A 19,570-nucleotide genomic window follows, 5' to 3' on the forward strand; every position below is an offset into this window, starting at 1 on the left:
GGCCGCACCATACACGGCAGCGGGCCTCGCACGATCTGAACTTCATCGATGAAAGCAGGCGCAACCGTGTCCAGTCAGGTGACCGGCGTGGGGACTTCGAGCGACGGCGAGTTCGGGGCCAACGAATGGCTCGTCGCCGAGATGTACGACCAGTTCGCGAAGGATCGCGACTCGGTCGACCGGGCCTGGTGGCCTGTGCTCGAGGCGTACGAGAAGACCCAGCAGGATGCCGGGACCGCCGCCGCGGCCACGGCCGCTCCCACCGCGGCATCCGCGCCGGCCGCCTCGACGACGACGCCGGCCCCCTCCGGGTCGGAGCCGCGCCCGATGACCGCGCCGATCCCCGTCGTCGGCGCGCAGCCGGTCGCCCGGACGACCGCGCGACCCGCCTCCCCCCAGCCCGTGCCCGCGCAGGCGCCGAGTGCCGATCCCACCCCGACCCCCGCGGCCCGCGAGGACGTCGTCACGCCGCTGCGCGGCATGCCGAAGACACTCGCGGCGAACATGGACGAATCGCTTACCGTGCCGACCGCGACGAGCGTGCGCACGGTGCCGGCGAAGCTCATGATCGACAACCGCATCGTGATCAACAACCACATGTCGCGCACGCGCGGCGGCAAGGTCAGCTTCACGCACCTGATCGGCTGGGCCCTCATCCAGGCGCTCAAGGCCTTCCCCAGCCAGAATGTGTCCTACGCCGAGATCGACGGCAAGCCGTCGGTCGTCGCCCCCGCGCACATCAACCTCGGCATCGCGATCGACCTTCCCAAGCCCGACGGCACCCGCGCTCTGATGGTCCCCTCGATCAAGCAGGCCGAGGCGCTGACCTTCGGCGAGTACCTCGCGGCCTACGAGGACCTCGTCAAGCGTGCCCGCGGAAACAAGCTGACGGCGGCCGACTTCCAGGGCACCACGATCTCGCTGACCAACCCCGGCGGCATCGGCACGGTCCACTCCGTGCCGCGCCTCATGAAGGGCCAGGGCTGCATCGTCGGCGCCGGCGCCCTGGAGTACCCCGCCGAGTTCCAGGGCTCGAGCGAGAAGACCCTCGTCGAGCTCGGCATCGGCAAGACGATCACCCTGACCAGCACGTACGACCACCGGGTCATCCAGGGTGCGGGCTCCGGCGAGTTCCTCAAGATCGTGCACGAGCTGCTCACCGGTCAGCGCGGTTTCTACGAGGGCATCTTCGCGGCCCTGCGCATCCCCTACGCGCCCATCCACTGGGCCGGCGACATCAACGTCGACATCGCGGAGCGCGTCGACAAGACCGCCCGCGTGCAGGAGCTCATCAACTCCTACCGCGTCCGCGGCCACCTCATGGCCGACACCGACCCGCTCGAGTACGTGCAGCGCACCCACCCCGACCTCGAGATCGAGAACCACGGCCTCACGTTCTGGGACCTCGACCGCGAGTTCGTCACGGGGGGTTTCGGCGGACGACGCCTGATGAAGCTCCGCGACATCCTCGGCGTGCTCCGCGACTCGTACTGCCGCACGATCGGCGTCGAGTACATGCACATCCAGGACCCGGGCCAGCGCAAGTGGTTCCAGGACAACGTCGAGGTCAAGTACCAGAAGCCGAGCCACGACGAGCAGCTGCGCATCCTCGACAAGCTCAACCAAGCCGAGGCGTTCGAGACGTTCCTGCAGACCAAGTACGTCGGTCAGAAGCGCTTCAGTCTCGAGGGCGGCGAGTCCCTGATTCCGCTCCTCGACCAGATCCTGCAGGGCGCCGCCGGCGCGGACCTCGACGGCGCCGCCATCGGCATGGCGCACCGCGGCCGCCTCAACGTGCTGACCAACATCGCCGGCAAGACCTACAGCCAGATCTTCCGCGAGTTCGAGGGCTCCGTTGCGATCGGCTCCAAGAGCGGTTCGGGCGATGTCAAGTACCACCTCGGGACGCAGGGCACGTTCGTGTCGGATGCCGGGGAGGAGCTGCCGGTGTACCTGGCCGCCAACCCGTCGCACCTCGAAACGGTCGACGGCGTGCTGGAGGGCGTCGTCCGCGCCAAGCAGGACCGCATGCCGATCGGCACGTTCTCGTGGCTTCCGATCCTCGTGCACGGCGACGCGGCCTTCGCGGGCCAGGGCGTCGTCGTCGAGACGCTGCAGATGTCGCAGCTGCGCGGGTACCGCACCGGCGGCACGGTGCACGTCGTCGTCAACAACCAGGTCGGCTTCACGACGCTCCCGCAGGACGGCCGCACTTCGGTCTACGCCACCGACGTCGCCAAGACGATCCAGGCGCCGATCTTCCACGTCAACGGCGACGACCCCGAAGCCGTCGTGCGCGTGGCCGAGCTCGCCGTGGCCTACCGCCAGGAGTTCAACCGCGACGTCGTGATCGACCTCGTCTGCTACCGCCGTCGCGGCCACAACGAGGGCGACGACCCGTCGATGACGCAGCCGCTGATGACGAACCTCATCGAGGCGAAGCGCTCGGTGCGCCGGCTCTACACGGAGTCGCTCGTCGGTCGTGGCGACATCACCGAGGAGGAGTACGACAAGGCGAAGCAGGACTTCCAGAACCGCCTCGAGATCGCGTTCGCCGAGACCCACGCCGCCGAGACCGGCGCGACCGGCATCGTCTCCCCCGCCGTCACGGGCGGCGTGGAGCAGGCCGTCGGTGAGCCGGAGACGACCGGCGTCTCGACCGAGGTCGTGCACCAGATCGGCGACGCGTTCGTCAACAAGCCCGACGGCTTCACGGTGCACAACAAGCTGCAGCAGCTGCTCGAGAAGCGCCTCGACATGAGCCGCAACGGGCAGATCGACTGGGGCTTCGGCGAGCTGCTGGCCTTCGGGTCGGTGCTGATGGAAGGCACGAACGTGCGCCTGGCCGGCCAGGATGCCCGCCGCGGAACGTTCGTCCAGCGCCACGCCGTGCTCCACGACCGGGCGAACGGCCAGGAGTGGCTGCCGCTGGCGAACCTGTCCGAGAGCCAGGGCCGGTTCTACGTCTACGACTCCCTTCTCAGCGAGTATGCGGCGATGGCGTTCGAGTACGGGTACTCCGTCGAGCGTCCCGACACCCTCACCCTGTGGGAGGCGCAGTTCGGCGACTTCGCGAACGGCGCCCAGTCGGTCATCGACGAGTACATCTCCGCGGCCGACCAGAAGTGGGGCCAGCAGTCGAGCGTCGTGCTGCTGCTCCCCCACGGCTACGAGGGCCAGGGGCCGGACCACTCCTCGGCACGCATCGAGCGCTACCTGCAGATGTGCGCGCAGGACAACATGACGGTCGCGCGTCCCTCGACGCCGGCGTCGTACTTCCACCTGCTGCGCCGCCAGGCGTATGCGCGTCCGCGCCGTCCGCTGATCGTCTTCACGCCGAAGGCCATGCTGCGCCTGCGCGGCGCGACGAGTCCCGTCGAGGCCTTCACGACGGGACGCTTCGAGCCCGTCCTGGACGACGATCGGAACCTCGACCCGTCGGCCGTCACCCGGGTGCTGCTGCACTCGGGCAAGATCCACTGGGACCTCAAGGCCGAGCTGGACAAGAAGCCGAACCCGCAGGTCGCTCTCGTGCGTCTCGAGCAGCTGTACCCGGCTCCCATCGACCAGCTGAACGCCGTGATCGACCGGTACCCGAACGCTCAGCTGGTCTGGGTGCAGGACGAGCCCGAGAACCAGGGCGCCTGGCCGTTCATCGCGCTGGAGGTCGTCAAGCACCTGAAGGGACGCACGATCCGCCGTGTGTCCCGCGCCGCCGCCGCCTCCACGGCGACCGGCTCACCGAAGGTGCACGCGCGCGAGCAGGCCGCGATCCTCGAGAAGGCTCTGACCGTCTGAACGGTACGGGTACCGTTCAGGAGATCGGCGTCGTGCCATTGAGCGTGCCGGCGTCCTTGACGACGGCAGTGCCGCTCTCCCAGCCGACGAGGTTCGCGTCCGCACCCGCGTCGAGGACGACCTCACGCGCCGCGGCCATGATGACGATGTTCCCGTCGCCCTGGACGCTGAGCTCGTCCACGGCCGGCAGCAGGACGGTCGCTGCGGAGGCCAAGATCGTCACCTCGCGGCACGCGCCCGTCACCTCCACGACCGACGCGTCGGCGTTGCGGTCGACGGTGTAGGCGCCGTCCACGCACACCACGTGCTGGGTGACCTTGGCGCTCCAGCGGCTGCGCTGCAGCTTCGCCATGCGCTCATCGTCGACGACGCCCCGGACGTTCGCCGAGCCGGTCGGTGACGGCGAGGACGCCGTCGGGGTCACGGCGCCGGCATCGGAGACGCGAACGCCGCAGCCTGCGAGAGTGGCGCAGCTCGCGACCATGAGCGCGAGGGAGACGGCGAGGGGGCGACGTACCGTGTTCATGCAGACAACGTTACGAAACGGATGCCGCAGCCGCGTCGCGGCCACGTCGCGATCCCGCGACACGGCATGATGAGGCGAACACCCGCACGTCGCCGAGCCCCGCGGCGGCCGACCCTTCGACAGGACGACATGGACGTCGCACTCCTCGTCAATCCGACGGCCCGCGCCGCCGCGCGCACGCACACCGCCGACGCGGTCGCGACGCGACTGCGCGCCCACGGCATCCGCACGACGACGATCGCCGGCGGCAGTGCCGCCGAGTCCACCGACCTGCTGCGCATGGCGCTGGACATGGGGGTCGATGCCGTCGTCGTGTCCGGCGGGGACGGCACGGTGAATCTGGCGGTGCAGGAGCTGGCCGGCACCGCGATTCCTCTCGGCATCGTCCCGACCGGCACCGGCAACGACTTCGCGACGGCGCTGGGGCTGCGAGAACGAGATGCCATCGGGGCCGCCGACGCCGTGATCGGCGGCGCCACGCGGACGGTCGACCTCGCCCGGACCCGTCGGGCGGACGGCTCGTCGCGTCTGTACGCGACGGTGCTGGCCAGCGGCTTCGATTCCCGCGTGAACGACCGTGCCAATCGCATGCGGTGGCCACGGGGGCCGCGACGCTACGACGTCGCGATCCTTCGCGAGTTCGTCGCTCTGGCGACGGCGCGCTTCTCGGTCGAGCTGGAAGCTGCCGACGGCACGGTGGAGGTCATCGACGAGGACCTGCTGATGGCCGCGGTGGGAAACGCACCGACCTACGGCGGCGGCATCCCGATCTGTCCGGATGCCGACCTTTCGGACGGCCTTTTGGATCTGACCCTCGTGCGTCCCCTCGGGCGCGCCCGCCTGCTGCGTCTGCTGCCGCGGGTGTACCGCGGGACCCACACGACTCTTCCCGAGGTGCGAACGGCACGGGCACGCCGGGTGCGGCTCCGGGCGGGCGGCACCACGGCCTACGCGGACGGCGACCCGATGGGCATGCTCCCCCTGGAGATCGACGCCGTCCCGAGCGCCCTGCGGGTGTTCCAACCCGAGGTGTCACGGGCGATACCGCGAGACGGAACCCACCGGCTCGAGGGCCGCGGCTGACGCGGCGCCGCGCCGGCTCAGTGATGGGTCGCCTGCTCGGCGCGCAACCGCGCCAGCACCTGGTCCCGCAGCTCCTCGGGAGCCGTTTCCTTACAGGCCCGTGCGACGACCGCGGTCAGCGTCGTGGCCACCAGCGCCTCGTCACGGCAGGACGGGCACTTCTCCAGGTGCGCACGGATGTCGGCGTGCTCGGTCTTGCAGACCTCGTTGCGGAGGTACTCTTCCAGGTCCTTGCGCGCTTTGTCGCAGCCGCAGTCACTCATTTCTTGCTCCCTGATGAAGAAGTCGCGGGCACCGGCACGTCCATGCCGCGCTCGCGCGCGTAGTCGGCGAGAAGGTCGCGCAGCATGCGCCTGCCACGATGCAGGCGGCTCATGACCGTGCCGATGGGGGTCTTCATGATGTCCGCGATCTCCTGATACGCGAAGCCCTCGACGTCGGCGAGGTAGACGGCGAGCCGGAAATCCTCCGGAATCGACTGCAGTGCGTCTTTCACCGCGGATGCCGGCATGTGGTCGATCGCCTCGGCCTCGGCCGACCGGCTGCTGGTCGCCGTCGTGGACTCCGCGCCGCCGAGCTGCCAGTCCTCGAGATCGTCGATCGTGCCCTGATAGGGCTCGCGCTGCTTCTTGCGGTACGTGTTGATGTACGTGTTCGTCAGGATGCGGTACAGCCACGCCTTGAGGTTCGTGCCCTGGGTGAACGAGGACCACGACGCGAACGCCTTGACGAACGTCTCCTGAACCAGATCGGCGGCATCCGCCGGGTTGCGTGTCATGCGCATTCCCGCGGCATACAGCTGATCCATGAACGGCAGGGCCTGCTGCTCGAACTGCGCACGGGGGTCCGCGGCGCTGTCCGCCTCGTCCTGCAGGACGAGCTCTGTGGCCGGGGTCTCGGGGGTCGGCGACTCGAGGGCCGCGTGCTCTTCCATCAGGGCCCAGTCTACGTCGGCGATCTCCGGCACCAGGGGTGCGAGTGTCGCGGTCACGGGGCTCCTTTCTCCGTCGGCGTCCGCCGATCGGTAGGCCTGACCCGCCGCGCCGACGGCGGCGCTGTCGGACGGGTTCGTTAGGGTAGAACCCGATGACAGTCACCGGGTATTCCCTTTCTCCGCCGGCCGGTTCTCCGTGGCCGGCGCCGCGCGCGGACGAGGCCGTCCACGCGACCGTCTCGGTGCCCGGCTCCAAGTCGCTCACCAACCGCAAGCTGGTCCTGGCCGCGCTGGCCGACGGGCCCAGCACGCTCACGGCACCCCTGCACTCCGAGGATTCGGAGCGCATGATCGCCGCCCTGCGCGCGCTCGGGGTCGAGATCTCCGAGGTGCCGGGGTCCGGTCGGTTCGGCCCCGACCTGCTCGTGACCCCTCCGGCATCCTTCCGCGGCGACGTCGAGATCGATTGCGGTCAGGCCGGCACCGTCATGCGCTTCATCGCCCCGCTCGCCGGACTGGCCCGCGGCGACGTCACCCTCACGGCACACCCGAGCGCCCTGCACCGCCCGATGGGCGAGATGATCAAGGCGCTGCGCGAGATCGGGGCCGACATCGACGACGGCGGCACGTGGTCGCTGCCCTTCACGGTCCGCGGGCGTGGCCACATCCGCGGCGGTGAGGTCACGATCGACGCGAGCGGCTCGAGCCAGTTCGTCTCCGGACTTCTTCTGGCCGCACCCCGGTTCGACGTGGGCCTGCACCTCATCCATTCCGGTGAGCGCCTCCCCTCCATCCCCCATATCGACATGACCATCGAGACGCTCGCGCGTCGCGGCATCCAGGTCGAGCACCCCACGCCCCACGAGTGGGTCGTTCCCGCCGGCACGCTCCGTGGGCGCGACGCGTCCATAGAGCCGGATCTGTCCAACGCGGCGCCCTTCCTCGCGGCGGCGATGCTGACGGAGGGAACGGTGACCGTTCCCGGGTGGCCGGCGAGCTCGACGCAGCCCGGAGCGCTTCTTCCCGAGATCCTCTCCCTCCTGGGCGGGCGCGCGACCCGCCGCGGCGGCGCCCTGACCGTGACCGGCGGTCCCCACATCGCCGGCGTCGACCTCGACCTGAGCGCGGCGAGCGAGTTGACACCGACCCTGTTCGCGCTGGCCGCCTTCGCCGACGCCCCGACGACGCTCCACGGCATCGGACACATCCGCGGCCACGAGACGAACCGCATCGACGCGCTCATCGGCAACCTGGAGGCACTCGGCGGAAGCGCACAGGAGCTTGCCGACGGCATCCGCATCGTGCCTGCTCCCCTGCATGGCGGCCTGTGGCGCGCGCACCACGATCACCGCATCGCCACAGCGGGCGCCCTCATCGGATTGCGTGTGCCCGGGGTCGAGGTCGACCACATCGAGACGACCGCGAAGACCATGCCGGAGTTTCCCGCCCTGTGGACCGGGATGCTCTCCGGTTCGGCGGACGGCTGAGCCGGCCGATGCGAGGCGTGCGATGAGCTGGCTCGATCTCGGAGACGACGACGATCTCGAGTTCGATGAGGCCGACATCCGCGTCCGCCCCAATCCGAAAGCGAATCGCCCGCGCACGAAGCGGCGCCCCGCCCACGCCGATGCGGTGATCGGTCGGGTGCTCGGCGTCGACCGTGGCCGCTACACCGTGTTGATCGACGAAGACGGCCCCGACGAGCACTCCGCGCTCGCCACACGCGCGCGCGAACTGCGCAAGCAGCCGATCGTCACCGGCGACCGTGCACGCGTCGTCGGCGACACCAGCGGCGATGAGGGCACTCTGACGCGCATCGTCGGGATCGAGCAGCGCACGTCCCTCCTGCGGCGCAGCGCCGACGATACCGACCAGGTCGAGCGGGTCGTCGTCGCCAACGCCGACCAGATGCTCGTCGTCGTCGCCGCCGCCGACCCCGAACCTCGACCCCGGCTGGTCGATCGCTACCTCATCGCGGCGCTGGACGCCGGCATCCATCCCCTGCTCGTCGTGACCAAGACCGACCTGGCCGATCCGGCGTCGTTCCTCGCGCACTTCGAGGGAGTGGACGATCTGGAGATCTTCACGAGCGGCCGCGATCAGATGCCGGTCGCGGAGATCGGGCGACGCCTCCTCGGCCATTCGACGGTGTTCGTCGGCCACTCCGGTGTCGGGAAGTCGACGCTGGTCAATGCCCTCGTTCCCACGGCGGATCGCGCGACAGGGCACGTGAACGAGGTGACCGGCCGTGGCCGCCACACCTCCAGCTCGACGGTGTCGCTGCGCTACGTGACGGCAGAGGGCCGCGGGTGGGTGATCGACACCCCCGGCGTGCGATCGTTCGGGCTCGGACACGTCGACCCCGCGAACATCCTCCGGGCATTCACGGATCTCGCCGTCGTCGCCGAGGAGTGCCCTCGCGGCTGCACGCACCTTCCGGACGCGCCCGATTGCGCGCTGATCGAGGCGGTGGCCGAGGGACGCCTCGGAGAGCGCGGAGCGGCGCGACTGGATTCGCTGCAGCGTCTGCTCTCCACGTTCGCCTGATCGTAGGCTGGTGCTATGGCACGCCTCGAACCCGGTACCCCCGCTCCCGACTTCACGCTCGTCGATCAGGACGACGCACCGGTCAGCCTCCACGATCTGCGCGGCACACCGATCGTCCTGTTCTTCTACCCCGCCGCCATGACGCCCGGCTGCACGACTCAAGCCTGCGACTTCCGCGACAGCCTGGGACCGCTGCAGGCGGCGGGCTACGCGGTGATGGGGATCTCGCGCGACGACCCCGCGACCCTGCGCCGGTTCCGCGAGCGCGATGGGCTCACCTACCCGCTCCTCAGCGACCCCGACCATGCCGTGCACGACGCCTATGGCGCGTGGGGCGAGAAGATGAACTACGGCAAGACGGTGGAGGGCGTCATCCGCTCGACGATCGTCGTGGATGCCGAGGGTCTCGTCACGCACGCTCTGTACAACGTCAAGGCCACCGGGCACGTCGCCCGCGTGCGCTCCCTGCTCGGCGTCGGCTGACCCGTCGCGTCCGCCTCAGCTGCGATCGTCGCCGCGCCGCGCGGCGGCTGTCCGGGCCGCGAGAAAGAGGGCGACCAATCCGATGACGGCGGGAATCGCTGTGACCAGCGCCGTGGAGACGGACGGAGTCGGGCCCGTGATGGCGCCGAGCGCCACCGCGAGGATCAGGAGCTGACTGACGATCCCCCCGGACCGCCCCCAGGAATGACCCCGCCAGACGGCGAGCGCGAAGGCGGCGAGGGCCACCGCCCCGATCGCCGTGAGGACGATGAGCGCGATCGAGCTGACCGCGTCGTCGGTGTCGCCGGTGACCAGGGCAACGATCTCCCAGCCGGTCACGAGGAGTACGGCGAGCGCCTCCAGCGCCAGAATGGCCGAACCGGTCCGCTCTGCTGGCGTCGTCATCATGCGGGCAGGCCCTCCGATACAGGCAGTACACAGCACACGCCGGGGGAAATGCCGAGTTCACCCTTGATTCATCTGAATGACCATGGGAGCATTGATCTATCCGTGTGCTCCCACAGTGGCGTGGGGCGAGCGTCTGCTCGCACACCATCAGGGTAATCGACGCCCGACGTCACACCCACCCGACTTCTCATCCCGCATCAAGGAGCACCCCCTATGGATTGGCGCGACAAAGCCGCCTGCCTGACCGTCGACCCCGAGCTGTTCTTCCCCGTAGGGAACACCGGGCCTGCTGTCGATCAGATCGAGAAAGCCAAGTCCGTGTGTGCGCGCTGCACCGTCACGGAGGTCTGCCTGCAGTACGCCCTCGAGACCGGCCAGGACTCGGGCGTGTGGGGCGGGCTGTCCGAGGACGAGCGCCGTGCTCTGAAGCGCCGCGCTGCCCGCGCCCGCCGCGCAAGCTGAGGCGGCGCCCGCCCGCTGCCGCTCGCACCGTCGACGATGATCTCGCCGGTGTTGCTGGGGCTCAGCTCTGGGTGCGCCCCAGGTAGCGCATCGGGATCTCGATGGTCACCTCGGTGCCCGAGCCGACGAGCGTGTGCCAGTCGATCGTGCCGCTGAGTTCGCCCTGAATGAGGGTGCGGACGATCTGCGTGCCCAGCCCCCGGCCGACCTGCCCTTCCGGCAGGCCGACGCCGGTGTCACGCACCTTCACGCCGAGTCGATCCTCGGTGCGCTCCGCGATGATCTCGACCTCGCCCTCCTGGTCGACCAGACCGTGCTCGACGGCGTTGGTGACGAGCTCTGTGAGAGCAAGAGCGAGAGGCGTGGCGTACTCGCTGGGCAGCGTGCCGAACGTGCCGGTCTTCCGCGTACGCGCGCGGGTGTTGGGCGACGCGGCGACTTCCGCGACGAGCTTGAGCACTCGATCGAAGACGTCGTCGAAGTCGACGTTCTGAGCGAGCCCCTCCGACAGCGTGTCGTGGACCACGGCGATCGCCGCGACCCGGCGCATGGCATGCGTCAAGGCGTCGCGCGCCTCATCCGAGTGCGTGCGCCGCGACTGGATGCGCAGCAGCGACGCGACCGTCTGCAGGTTGTTCTTGACGCGATGGTGGATTTCACGGATCGTCGCGTCCTTGGTGATCAGCTCCTGCTCCTGGTGGCGGATCTCCGTGACGTCCCTGCAGAGCACGATGGCGCCGATCCGGGTGCCATGGTCCTTGAGCGGGATGGTGCGAAGCGACACCGTGACCCCGCGCGCCTCCAAGTCGGCCCGCCACGGTGCACGACCGGCCATGACGATCGGCAACGACTCATCGAAGTCGCGCCCTTTCGGCAGGATGCCGGTGGCCACTTCGAGCAGGGACTCCCCTTCGAGCTCGTCGTCGAAGCCGAGGCGGTTGAACGCGGACAGGGCGTTGGGACTGGCGAAGGTGGTGGTGCCATCGACGTCGATGCGGATCAGACCGTCGGAAGCGCGCGGCGCGCCCCGTCGCGGTGAGGTCGGTGCGGCGAGGTCGGGAAAGTCGGCGCTCGCGATCATCCCGAAAAGATCGTCGGCGCAGTCGTTGAAGGTGATCTGCTGGCGTGAGGGGGTGCGCGCCTCGCCGAGGTTGGTGTGACGAGTGAGCACCCCCACCACCATCGGCGATTTCTCACCGGCGCCGGCCGCGCGCACGATCGGCACGGCGCGCACACGCGTGGGGGTCTCTTCGAACCAGTCCGGGGATGCCGAATCGACGATCTCGACCCGCGTGAACGCGTCACGCACCTGCGTGCGCCACTGCGGGCGCACCATGTCGCCCACGATGTCCCGGTAGAACAGGGTCGCCGCACCGCTCGGCCGGGTGTGGGCGACCGCGATGAACGAGTCGTCCACCGTCGGTACCCAGATCACGATGTCGGCGAAGGCCAGGTCGGCGAGGAGCTGGCCGTCGCCGGCGAGGCGGTGCAGCCACTCGATGTCCGCCCCCGTGGATCGGCCCTGGGCATAGACGAGATCGCTGAGCGTCGACACGCACCCAGCCTAGGCGAGATCGTTCATCGGTGACGCGGCCGAGCGCGCCTCAGGCCACGCCGCGAAGAGTGCGTCGCGTCCGGAGCTGGGCGTCCCTGCGCCGGCCCTCGGTATCGGCGCCGGGTGCCACACGCGATCGACGCACCGCTGCGCGCGCCGGAGGCGGCTCGATCGCCTCGCCGACGAAACGACGAACGGCCCCAGACAGCGAGGAGCGTGGCGACACACGACCCACCGGCTGCGCCTGCAGGATCGCGGCGTCGGCAGCCTTCGGATCCCACGGGACGAACCAGCACGCGGCGACGCCGACGTAGCGATCGAGCGTGCGGCGCACCTGCGACCGCGCGTCGATCCCGAGCGTCGAGGACCGCGTCTTGTTGACCAGGACGTGGATGGGCGCGGCGCCGGCCGCGGCGCGCAGATCGGCGTGCGCACGGACGAAGCGTGCAACGCCGACGGGGTCTGCGGAGACGACCGCGACGACGATGTCGGCCGCGGCCAGGACCGCGAGCGTGGCCGCGTTGCGACGCGGACCCTCCACATCGCTCACGATCTCCTCGTCGCGCTCCAGCGGCGCCGCGACGTCGACGATGAGATCCTCGACCCACGTGCGACACTGCTCGAGAGCACCGCCGACCCGTGCCGAGGACAGCTCCGGCCAGCGCCCCGGCCGGTTGATCCCCGCCAGGACCGCGACATCACCGAGGGGCAGGGCGATCCGTTCGAGCTCGGCCGCGCTCAACGTCCCGCGCTCCGCCGCTCGACACGCCGCGGCGAAGCCCGGCCCCTCGTCGGCGAGCCCGGTCAGCATCGCGACCGATGGGGCATGCGTGTCCGCGTCGACGAGGCCGACACGGCGCCCATCCCGGGCGAGCTCCGCGGCCATCTCGATGGCCATGGTGGTGCGTCCCGGAGCGCCCGCGGGGCCCCAGACCGCGATGATGCGACCGCGCGGGGGCGCCGTCGGCGGCGCGGTCACCGCGTGCAGCACCGCCGTGCGGACATCGTCCGGCGCGCACGTGGCGATGCCGAACATCTCGGCGAGTCGGCGATCTGCCGCGCCGTCGCACACCGCGACGATGCGCACTCCGAAGCGGTCGCACACCGCCACCAGCTGAGGAGTCAGCGCGTCTCGGCCGGCGTCGATGGCAAGCACGTCGGCAGCGGCGAGCGCGCCGAGCAGTTCAGCCGCGGCGCGGCCCGTGACGGCGTCGGCGGCGGCATCCGCCGGAGCATCCGCCGCCACCACGAGGAGAACCTCGGCACCGTCGTCGCGGAGAGCGTCGACGACGACGGGGGTATCCAGCCGATCGGACGCCAGCACCACGCGCACGCTCATGAGCCCGCTCCGCCGCTCGGGACGATCGACAGACTGGACCCGTCGGCGATCGCGGCGAGAGTGGCGGCGACGTCGTCGCGGTCGATCACGATCTCGACCGCGACGGCGGTCGCGCCCATCATCGACCGGTCGCGATCGACCGACGCGACCGTCGCGGAGCCGACCAGGATGCGCGGCGTGTCGTACGCACCGCGCTCCCGCGGGGCCGCAGCCCAGACATCGACGGATGATCCCGTGCCGACGGTGGCGGGCACCTCGCTCGCGCTCGTGATGACGACCGTGGTGCTGCGCACGCCGGCCGCGTCACCGAGCGCATCGTTCGGCACGAGCTCGCCGGCGCGCACGACGCGGGTCGCGACGGCTCCCGGCCGAAGCGTCGTCGGCGTCGCGTAGGAGTCGTGCACCGGGCCGAGCGCGACATCGACCACGCGCAGGTCGGCGGATTCGACGGCCTCGCCCGGGAGCAGTGTCGTGGCTGCGGCGAACACGGGCGCCGTCTGGCGCGCCGCGGCGACCACGAACCAGACGCCGGCCACCGAGACGACGATCAGTGCGATCCCGAGGAGGAATCGCAGGTCTGCCCAGAAAGCGCGAGGGCGAGGTCGGGCCGTGACGGAGTCGCTCATGTCGATATGGTGACGCAGCGTCCCGCCGGCGCGGGCTGGTTATCCACAGCGCGGCGTGGACCCGTGAGGCCTCGCCTGGCGGGCCGCATAATGGCCTCATGCCCGAATCACCCGAAGCCGGCGCGCGCCTGCTGACACCTGCCCAAGTGGCGGAGATGCTGCAGATCGCCGTGGACGAGGTGGTCGCTCTCGTGATCGACGGCCGTCTTCGCGGCATGAAGGCGGGCTCGCCGGCGCGCTGGCGCATCGACGCCGGCAGCGTCGCTGTCTACCTCGACGATCAAGCGGAGGACGCGCGGCGGATGGCGCTGTGGCGTGAGTCGAATGCGGCGAGCTTTCCGGAGTTGTGGGGTCGAGGCGCGGTGCGCAACCCGGACTGATCGCCGCGCGCCCTCCGACTGCGTCAGACGAGGTCGACGAGCGCATCCATCCGCATCGCGGACACCGCCACGAACGGGACGATCCGGAAGCCGCGCACCTGATCGGCGCGGCGCACCCCACCGATCTCGTGCAGTGCGAGGTCGAGATGATCGGCGCCGGCGCGGTCGATCGTTCCCGACAGTGCGCGCCCCGTCACGAGATGCACCGTCACCGGGATGCGCCGGCGAACGAGATCGCGCACGACGAAACCCAGGGACATGCGCTGCGCGAGTGCGCCGCCGGGATGAGCGGCGCGCACACTGCCGAGAAGCTGCTGCGTTGCGAGCGCCATGGTCGCCACGGCGGCCAGGGGCACGATCCAGACCGTGCCCGTCGATCCGCCCTCGACGGTGACGGCGACCCAGTCCGATCCGACGCGCGTGACGGTCCCCGACAGCGTCGTGCCGTCCGTGAGCTCGAGGCCGACGGCGACATCGGCGGTCTCCGCGAGCACCACGAGCCGATCGCGGACGGGGATGCGCGCCAGACGCAGGCGCTCCGCTTCGGTGTCCAGGGCGGCGCGCTCAGCCTCCCACTCGGAGTCGAGTTGGTCTTCCAGATCCTCGAAGAAGCGGTCCCAGCGCACGCGGTGACCCTAGAGGAGGGATGCTGCCGCCCGCCGATTCTGTCCACAGGAGCCTCTCCACAGGTTGGAGGATTCTCATCCACCCTGTGCGTGGGCTGTGTTGTACTCGTCAGACGCCCGACCGGGCGGACGACGACAGAGGAGGACGGAGCATGGCCACCGCATCCCCCGACGCTGCCGGCACAACCCGGCGGAGCGTTTCGACACCGCGGCGCGGCTCCGCACTGGAGGTCGCCGAGTACTTCGCCCCCCAGCGCACCGGCACCGACGCGCTGCCCGCTCCGGAGCCGCTGCTGAAGAACCTGACCATCGGCGTCCTCGAAGCGCTCGCCGGGGTGCGCGAGGTCGATCAACTCGCACGCTGGTTCGGCGAGGACGCGTTTCGTGCTCTAATCACACGAGCCAATCTGTCGGCTCGCGCACGCAGCGCCCGAGGCGTCGCGCCGGCCCGACCCGTGCACCACATCCTCTCGACACGTCACTCCTCCCCCGCCGACGGCGTCATCGAGGGAGTGGTCATCGTGGCAGGACCGGCGCGCACCCGCGCCGTCGCCCTCCGCTTGGAGGGCTGGGACGGGCGCTGGCGTGCCACGTCCCTCGCGCTTCTGTGACCATCCGCAGGACGGGGCCGGCGCTGTCGCCGATCCCTACTGCCGGTACGAGGAGAGGAAGTTGCCGAGCCGTTCGATCGCCTCGGTGAGCACGCGCGCCTCCGGCAGCGTCACGATCCGGAAGTGATCCGGCGTCGGCCAGTTGAAGCCGGTTCCCTGCACGAGCAGCACGTGCTCGGCGACGAGGAAGTCGTAGACGAACTTGGCATCGTCGTGGATCTCGTAGATCTCAGGATCGAGCCGGGGGAACGCGTAGAGGGCGCCGCGCGGCTTGTGGCACTGCACCCCCGGAATCGCGGTGAGAGCCTCGAAGGCGGCATCCCGCTGCTCATGGAGCCGTCCGGTGGGAGCGATCAGCGCGTCGATCGACTGCACACCGGACAGCGCGGCCTGCACCGCGTGCTGAGCGGGCACATTGGGACACAGCCGCGTCGAGGCGAGCAGCTGAATGCCCTCCAGGAACCCGGTGGCGTGCTTCTTTCGGCCGGTGATGACCATCCAGCCCGAGCGGTACCCGGCCACGCGATACGTCTTGGACAGGCCGTTGAAGGTCAGGCAGAGCAGATCCGGAGCGAGCGTGGCGAGCGGGATGTGCACGGCGTCGTCGAACAGGATGCGGTCGTAGATCTCGTCGCTGAGCAGCAACAGCGAGTGCTCCCGGGCGATCTCCACGATCTCCTCGAGCACCTCACGGGAGTACACCGCCCCGGTCGGGTTGTTCGGGTTGATGACGACGATCGCCTTCGTGGCCGGCGTGACCTTCGACCGGATGTCTTCGAGATCGGGCTGCCACCCGTTCTCGTTGTCGCAGCGGTAGTGCACGGGAGTGCCTCCGGCCAGGCTCGTCATGGCCGTCCACAGCGGATAGTCCGGAGCGGGGATGAGAACCTCGTCGCCGCTGTCCAGCAGCGCCTGCATGGTCATGGTGATCAGCTCGGAGACACCGTTGCCCAGGTAGACATCGTCCGGATCGAACGTCGGGAACCCGGGAACCTGCTCGTACCGCGAGACGACGGCGCGGCGCGCCGACATGATGCCACGGCTGTCGCTGTAGCCGTGTGCGTGCGGGACCGCCTCGATCATGTCGCGCACGATCTGGTACGGCGCCTCGAAACCGAACACGGCGGGATTGCCGGTGTTGAGTTTGAGGATGCGGTGGCCGTCGGCCTCGAGTCGGTCAGCCTCGATGAGGGCGGCTCCACGGATCTCGTAGAGGACGTCCTTGAGTTTGGATGACTGATCGAGGATGCGGGGACTCATCGGATCAGGATATCGCCGCCGCGATGAGGCCAATCGCCGCCCGGTGGCCCGGACGGCCCGGACCGTCGACTACTTCTTCTTGCCGGCGGCGCGGCGCTCGGCGCGGTTGTTCGCCGCCGGAGCGGATGCCGCGGCATCCGTGCGCTGGCCGAACGCCCCGCGCGGAGCTTCAGCGGCGGGCGAGGCCTGCTCGGAGGGCGCGCTCTGCTGGCGGAGTTTGCTCGTCGCCGCCTGCTGCACCTGTCCGCGGTCGTTGCGGACCTCCACCTCGCCCGCATCGTTGGCAGCCGTGTACTGGAGCTTCTGGTTCTCGACCGAGGGCGCGACCTGCAGGCCCTTCGCCTCGACCTCCTCGCCGCTCTGGCGCACCTCGACCTCGAGGTTGTAGAGGAAGCCGACGGACTCCTCCTTGATCTGCCCCATCATCGTCTGGAACATCTCGTAGCCCTCGCGCTGGTACTCGATCAGCGGATCACGCTGTGCCATCGCGCGCAGGCCGATGCCGTCCTTGAGGTAGTCCATCTCGTAGAGATGATCGCGCCACCGGCGGTCGAGCACCTGCAGCACGACCCGCCGCTCGAGCTCGCGCATCGCGGGCTCACCGAGCTTCTCCTCGCGCGCCGCGTACGCGATCTTCGCATCGGAGAGGATCTCGCGCTTGAGCACCTCGGGCGTGACGCGGCCCTTGTTGCCGCTCTCGGCGACGACCTCGTCGATCGTCACCGACACCGGGTACAGCGTCTTCAGCTCCGTCCACAGCGCGTCGAAGTCCCAGCTCTCGTTGTGGCCCGTACCGGTGTGGTCGTCGATGATCGCGCCGATGGCGTCCTCGATGAAGTGGTGGACGCGGTCGGAGAGGTCGTCACCCTCGAGCATCTGCCGACGGTCGGCGTAGATCGCCTCGCGCTGGCGGTTGAGGACGTCGTCGTACTTGAGCACGTTCTTGCGGATCTCCGCGTTGCGGGCCTCGACCTGCGACTGCGCACTCTTGATCGCGCGCGAGACCATGGTCGATTCGATCGCGACATCGTCCGGGAAGTTCGTGCGGGCGAGGATCGCCTCGGCGGCGCCGGACTGGAACAGGCGCATCAGGTCGTCGGTCAGCGACAGATAGAAGCGGCTCTCGCCGGGGTCGCCCTGGCGGCCCGAGCGGCCGCGCAGCTGGTTGTCGATACGACGGGACTCGTGACGCTCGGTTCCGAGGACGTACAGTCCGCCGGCCTCGACGACCTTCGTCGCCTCTTCGGCGACGATGTCGCGCATCGCGGCGTAGGTCTCGGTCCATGCGGCGTCGTACTCGTCGGGCGTCTCGACGGGGTCCAGCCCCTTCGCCTTGACATCCTGCACCGCCAGGAACTCGGCGTTGCCGCCGAGCATGATGTCGGTGCCGCGGCCGGCCATGTTGGTGGCGACGGTGACGGCGCCGAGGCGACCGGCGCGAGCGACGATCTCGGCCTCACGCGCGTGGTTCTTGGCGTTGAGGACCTCGTGCTTGATGCCCTTCTTGGCGAGCAGGCGCGAGAGGTACTCGCTCTTCTCGACGCTGACGGTACCGACGAGCACCGGCTGCCCGCTCTCATGGCGGCGCGCGATGTCCTCCACCACCTGAGCGAACTTCGCCTGCTCGTTCTTGTAGACGAGGTCGGGCTGGTCCTTGCGGATCATCGGCTTGTTCGTCGGGATCGGGACGACGCCGAGCTTGTAGGTCGACATGAACTCGGCCGCCTCGGTCTCGGCGGTGCCGGTCATGCCGGCGAGCTTCTCGTACAGGCGGAAGTAGTTCTGCAACGTCACCGTCGCGAGTGTCTGGTTCTCGGCCTTGACCGGGACGTTCTCCTTGGCCTCGATCGCCTGGTGGATGCCCTCGTTGTAGCGGCGTCCGACCAGGATGCGGCCGGTGTGCTCGTCGACGATCATGACTTCGTCGTTCATCACGACGTAGTCGGTGTCGCGCTTGAACAGCGCCAGCGCCTTGATCGAGTTGTTCAGGAAGGAGATGAGCGGGGTGTTGGCCGACTCGTACAGGTTGTCGATGCCGAGGTAGTCCTCCACCTTCTCGATGCCGGGCTCGAGAACACCGATCGTGCGCTTCTTCTCGTCGACCTCGTAGTCGACGCCGGCTTCGAGCGTCTTCGCGATCTTCGCGAACTCGACGAACCAGCGGTTCGCCTCGCCGGAGGACGGGCCGGAGATGATGAGCGGCGTGCGCGCCTCATCGATGAGGATCGAGTCGACCTCGTCGACGATCGCGAAGAAGTGACCGCGCTGGACGAGGTCCTGCTTCTGCCAGGCCATGTTGTCGCGCAGATAGTCGAAGCCGAACTCGTTGTTCGTGCCGTAGGTGATGTCGGCGCTGTACTGCTCACGGCGCACCTCGGGTGTCTGCCCGGCGACGATCGTGCCGGTCGTCATGCCGAGTGCGCGGTAGACGCGCCCCATGAGCTCGGCCTGATACGACGCGAGGAAGTCGTTGACGGTGATGACGTGCACGCCCTGACCGGCGATCGCGTTGAGGTAGACCGCGAAGGTCGCGGTCAGCGTCTTTCCCTCACCGGTCTTCATCTCCGCGATGTTGCCGAGATGCAGCGCCGCGCCACCCATGATCTGGACGTCGTACGGACGCTGTCCGAGCGTGCGCTTCGCGGCCTCGCGCACGGCTGCGAAGGCCTCCGGCATCAACTTGTCGAGGCTCTCCCCCGCCTCGTGACGGGCGCGCAGCTCGGCGGTCTCCCCGCGCAGCTCCTCGTCGGTCAGCTGCGCGTAGTCCTCTTCCAGGGCGCCGACCGCCTTCACGACCTGCTGAAGCCGCCGCAGGATGCGTCCTTCGCCGGCGCGGAGCAGTTTCTCGAGAGGGTTGGCCACGGAGCATCTCCATCTATCGGGTGCGGGCGACGCGCGACGTCGCCTCGACCGCGCACGAGGGCACGGCATA

18 protein-coding genes are annotated in these 19,570 nt (G+C 69.5%); 8 read left to right on the top strand and 10 right to left on the bottom strand.

Translation table 11 applies throughout. The features are described from left to right. The first annotated feature begins 66 nt into the window (after positions 1-66). Positions 67-3,798 (top strand): multifunctional oxoglutarate decarboxylase/oxoglutarate dehydrogenase thiamine pyrophosphate-binding subunit/dihydrolipoyllysine-residue succinyltransferase subunit, encoded by a 3,732-nt coding sequence (locus tag DEU37_RS10650; protein ID WP_121190654.1) that lies wholly within the window; start codon positions 67-69, stop codon positions 3,796-3,798. A gap of 16 nt (positions 3,799-3,814) precedes the next feature. Here the strand turns inward: DEU37_RS10650 and DEU37_RS10655 are convergent, their stop codons facing one another. Beyond that, a complete protein-coding gene (locus DEU37_RS10655) occupies positions 3,815-4,324 on the bottom strand; it encodes a DUF3060 domain-containing protein (protein WP_121190655.1) in 510 nt (169 codons plus the stop codon). 129 nt (positions 4,325-4,453) lie between these two features. Here DEU37_RS10655 and DEU37_RS10660 point away from each other — a divergent pair, with 129 nt between their 5' ends. Then, entirely contained in the window at positions 4,454-5,407 is a 954-nt protein-coding gene (locus tag DEU37_RS10660; RefSeq protein WP_121190656.1) for a diacylglycerol kinase, read from the top strand. Positions 5,408-5,424: 17 nt separating this feature from the next. Here the strand turns inward: DEU37_RS10660 and DEU37_RS10665 are convergent, their stop codons facing one another. Continuing rightward, on the bottom strand, positions 5,425-5,670 hold the full coding sequence (locus tag DEU37_RS10665) for a zf-HC2 domain-containing protein (RefSeq protein WP_121190657.1): 246 nt from the start codon (positions 5,668-5,670) through the stop codon (positions 5,425-5,427). Next, complete coding sequence (locus DEU37_RS10670) at positions 5,667-6,398, bottom strand: sigma-70 family RNA polymerase sigma factor (protein ID WP_121190658.1); 732 nt, start codon at positions 6,396-6,398, stop codon at positions 5,667-5,669. The genes DEU37_RS10665 and DEU37_RS10670 overlap by 4 nt, the downstream gene beginning before the upstream one ends. A gap of 95 nt (positions 6,399-6,493) precedes the next feature. Here DEU37_RS10670 and aroA point away from each other — a divergent pair, with 95 nt between their 5' ends. The 3 genes from aroA to bcp are packed head-to-tail and all read left to right on the top strand — an operon-like array spanning position 6,494 to position 9,371. Continuing rightward, positions 6,494-7,828 (top strand): 3-phosphoshikimate 1-carboxyvinyltransferase, encoded by a 1,335-nt coding sequence (gene aroA, locus DEU37_RS10675; protein WP_121190659.1) that lies wholly within the window; start codon positions 6,494-6,496, stop codon positions 7,826-7,828. A 22-nt stretch (positions 7,829-7,850) separates the two neighbouring features. Next, positions 7,851-8,888, top strand: coding sequence for a ribosome small subunit-dependent GTPase A (gene rsgA, locus DEU37_RS10680; RefSeq protein WP_121190660.1), 1,038 nt, complete (start codon positions 7,851-7,853; stop codon positions 8,886-8,888). A 15-nt stretch (positions 8,889-8,903) separates the two neighbouring features. Continuing rightward, on the top strand, positions 8,904-9,371 hold the full coding sequence (bcp, locus tag DEU37_RS10685; protein WP_121190661.1) for a thioredoxin-dependent thiol peroxidase: 468 nt from the start codon (positions 8,904-8,906) through the stop codon (positions 9,369-9,371). 15 nt (positions 9,372-9,386) lie between these two features. Here bcp and DEU37_RS10690 read toward each other — a convergent pair whose 3' ends face one another. Next, positions 9,387-9,779, bottom strand: coding sequence for a hypothetical protein (locus tag DEU37_RS10690; RefSeq protein ID WP_061683365.1), 393 nt, complete (start codon positions 9,777-9,779; stop codon positions 9,387-9,389). A 213-nt stretch (positions 9,780-9,992) separates the two neighbouring features. On the opposite strand from DEU37_RS10690, the gene DEU37_RS10695 reads away from it, so the two are divergent. Further along, the gene (locus DEU37_RS10695; RefSeq protein ID WP_005048317.1) at positions 9,993-10,241 is read left to right on the top strand and encodes a WhiB family transcriptional regulator; all 249 of its coding nucleotides are present in this window, start codon (positions 9,993-9,995) and stop codon (positions 10,239-10,241) included. Positions 10,242-10,302: 61 nt separating this feature from the next. Here DEU37_RS10695 and DEU37_RS10700 read toward each other — a convergent pair whose 3' ends face one another. The 3 genes from DEU37_RS10700 to DEU37_RS10710 are packed head-to-tail and all read right to left on the bottom strand — an operon-like array spanning position 10,303 to position 13,761. Beyond that, positions 10,303-11,796, bottom strand: coding sequence for a sensor histidine kinase (locus DEU37_RS10700; RefSeq protein WP_121190662.1), 1,494 nt, complete (start codon positions 11,794-11,796; stop codon positions 10,303-10,305). Between the two features lie 49 nt (positions 11,797-11,845). After that, complete coding sequence (locus tag DEU37_RS10705) at positions 11,846-13,135, bottom strand: P-loop NTPase (protein WP_121190663.1); 1,290 nt, start codon at positions 13,133-13,135, stop codon at positions 11,846-11,848. Beyond that, positions 13,132-13,761, bottom strand: a complete 630-nt coding sequence (locus DEU37_RS10710) for a hypothetical protein (RefSeq protein ID WP_061683367.1) — start codon at positions 13,759-13,761, stop codon at positions 13,132-13,134. Before DEU37_RS10710 ends, DEU37_RS10705 begins: the two co-directional genes overlap by 4 nt. Positions 13,762-13,859: 98 nt before the next feature. On the opposite strand from DEU37_RS10710, the gene DEU37_RS10715 reads away from it, so the two are divergent. Further along, positions 13,860-14,141 (top strand): helix-turn-helix domain-containing protein, encoded by a 282-nt coding sequence (locus tag DEU37_RS10715; protein WP_121190664.1) that lies wholly within the window; start codon positions 13,860-13,862, stop codon positions 14,139-14,141. A gap of 23 nt (positions 14,142-14,164) precedes the next feature. Here DEU37_RS10715 and DEU37_RS10720 read toward each other — a convergent pair whose 3' ends face one another. Then, positions 14,165-14,767 carry a hypothetical protein gene (locus DEU37_RS10720; RefSeq protein WP_036285779.1) on the bottom strand — a complete coding sequence of 201 codons (603 nt, stop codon included), beginning with the start codon at positions 14,765-14,767 and terminating at the stop codon, positions 14,165-14,167. A gap of 152 nt (positions 14,768-14,919) precedes the next feature. Here DEU37_RS10720 and DEU37_RS10725 point away from each other — a divergent pair, with 152 nt between their 5' ends. After that, positions 14,920-15,378 (top strand): Rv3235 family protein, encoded by a 459-nt coding sequence (locus tag DEU37_RS10725; RefSeq protein WP_016463358.1) that lies wholly within the window; start codon positions 14,920-14,922, stop codon positions 15,376-15,378. A gap of 36 nt (positions 15,379-15,414) precedes the next feature. Here DEU37_RS10725 and DEU37_RS10730 read toward each other — a convergent pair whose 3' ends face one another. Both DEU37_RS10730 and secA read right to left on the bottom strand, forming a co-directional pair. After that, on the bottom strand, positions 15,415-16,638 hold the full coding sequence (locus DEU37_RS10730; protein WP_121190665.1) for a pyridoxal phosphate-dependent aminotransferase: 1,224 nt from the start codon (positions 16,636-16,638) through the stop codon (positions 15,415-15,417). Between the two features lie 69 nt (positions 16,639-16,707). Beyond that, a complete protein-coding gene (secA, locus tag DEU37_RS10735; RefSeq protein ID WP_121190666.1) occupies positions 16,708-19,500 on the bottom strand; it encodes a preprotein translocase subunit SecA in 2,793 nt (930 codons plus the stop codon). Positions 19,501-19,570 lie beyond the last annotated feature (70 nt).

Source organism: Microbacterium sp. AG790 (genome assembly GCF_003634765.1).
Taxonomy (GTDB): domain Bacteria; phylum Actinomycetota; class Actinomycetes; order Actinomycetales; family Microbacteriaceae; genus Microbacterium.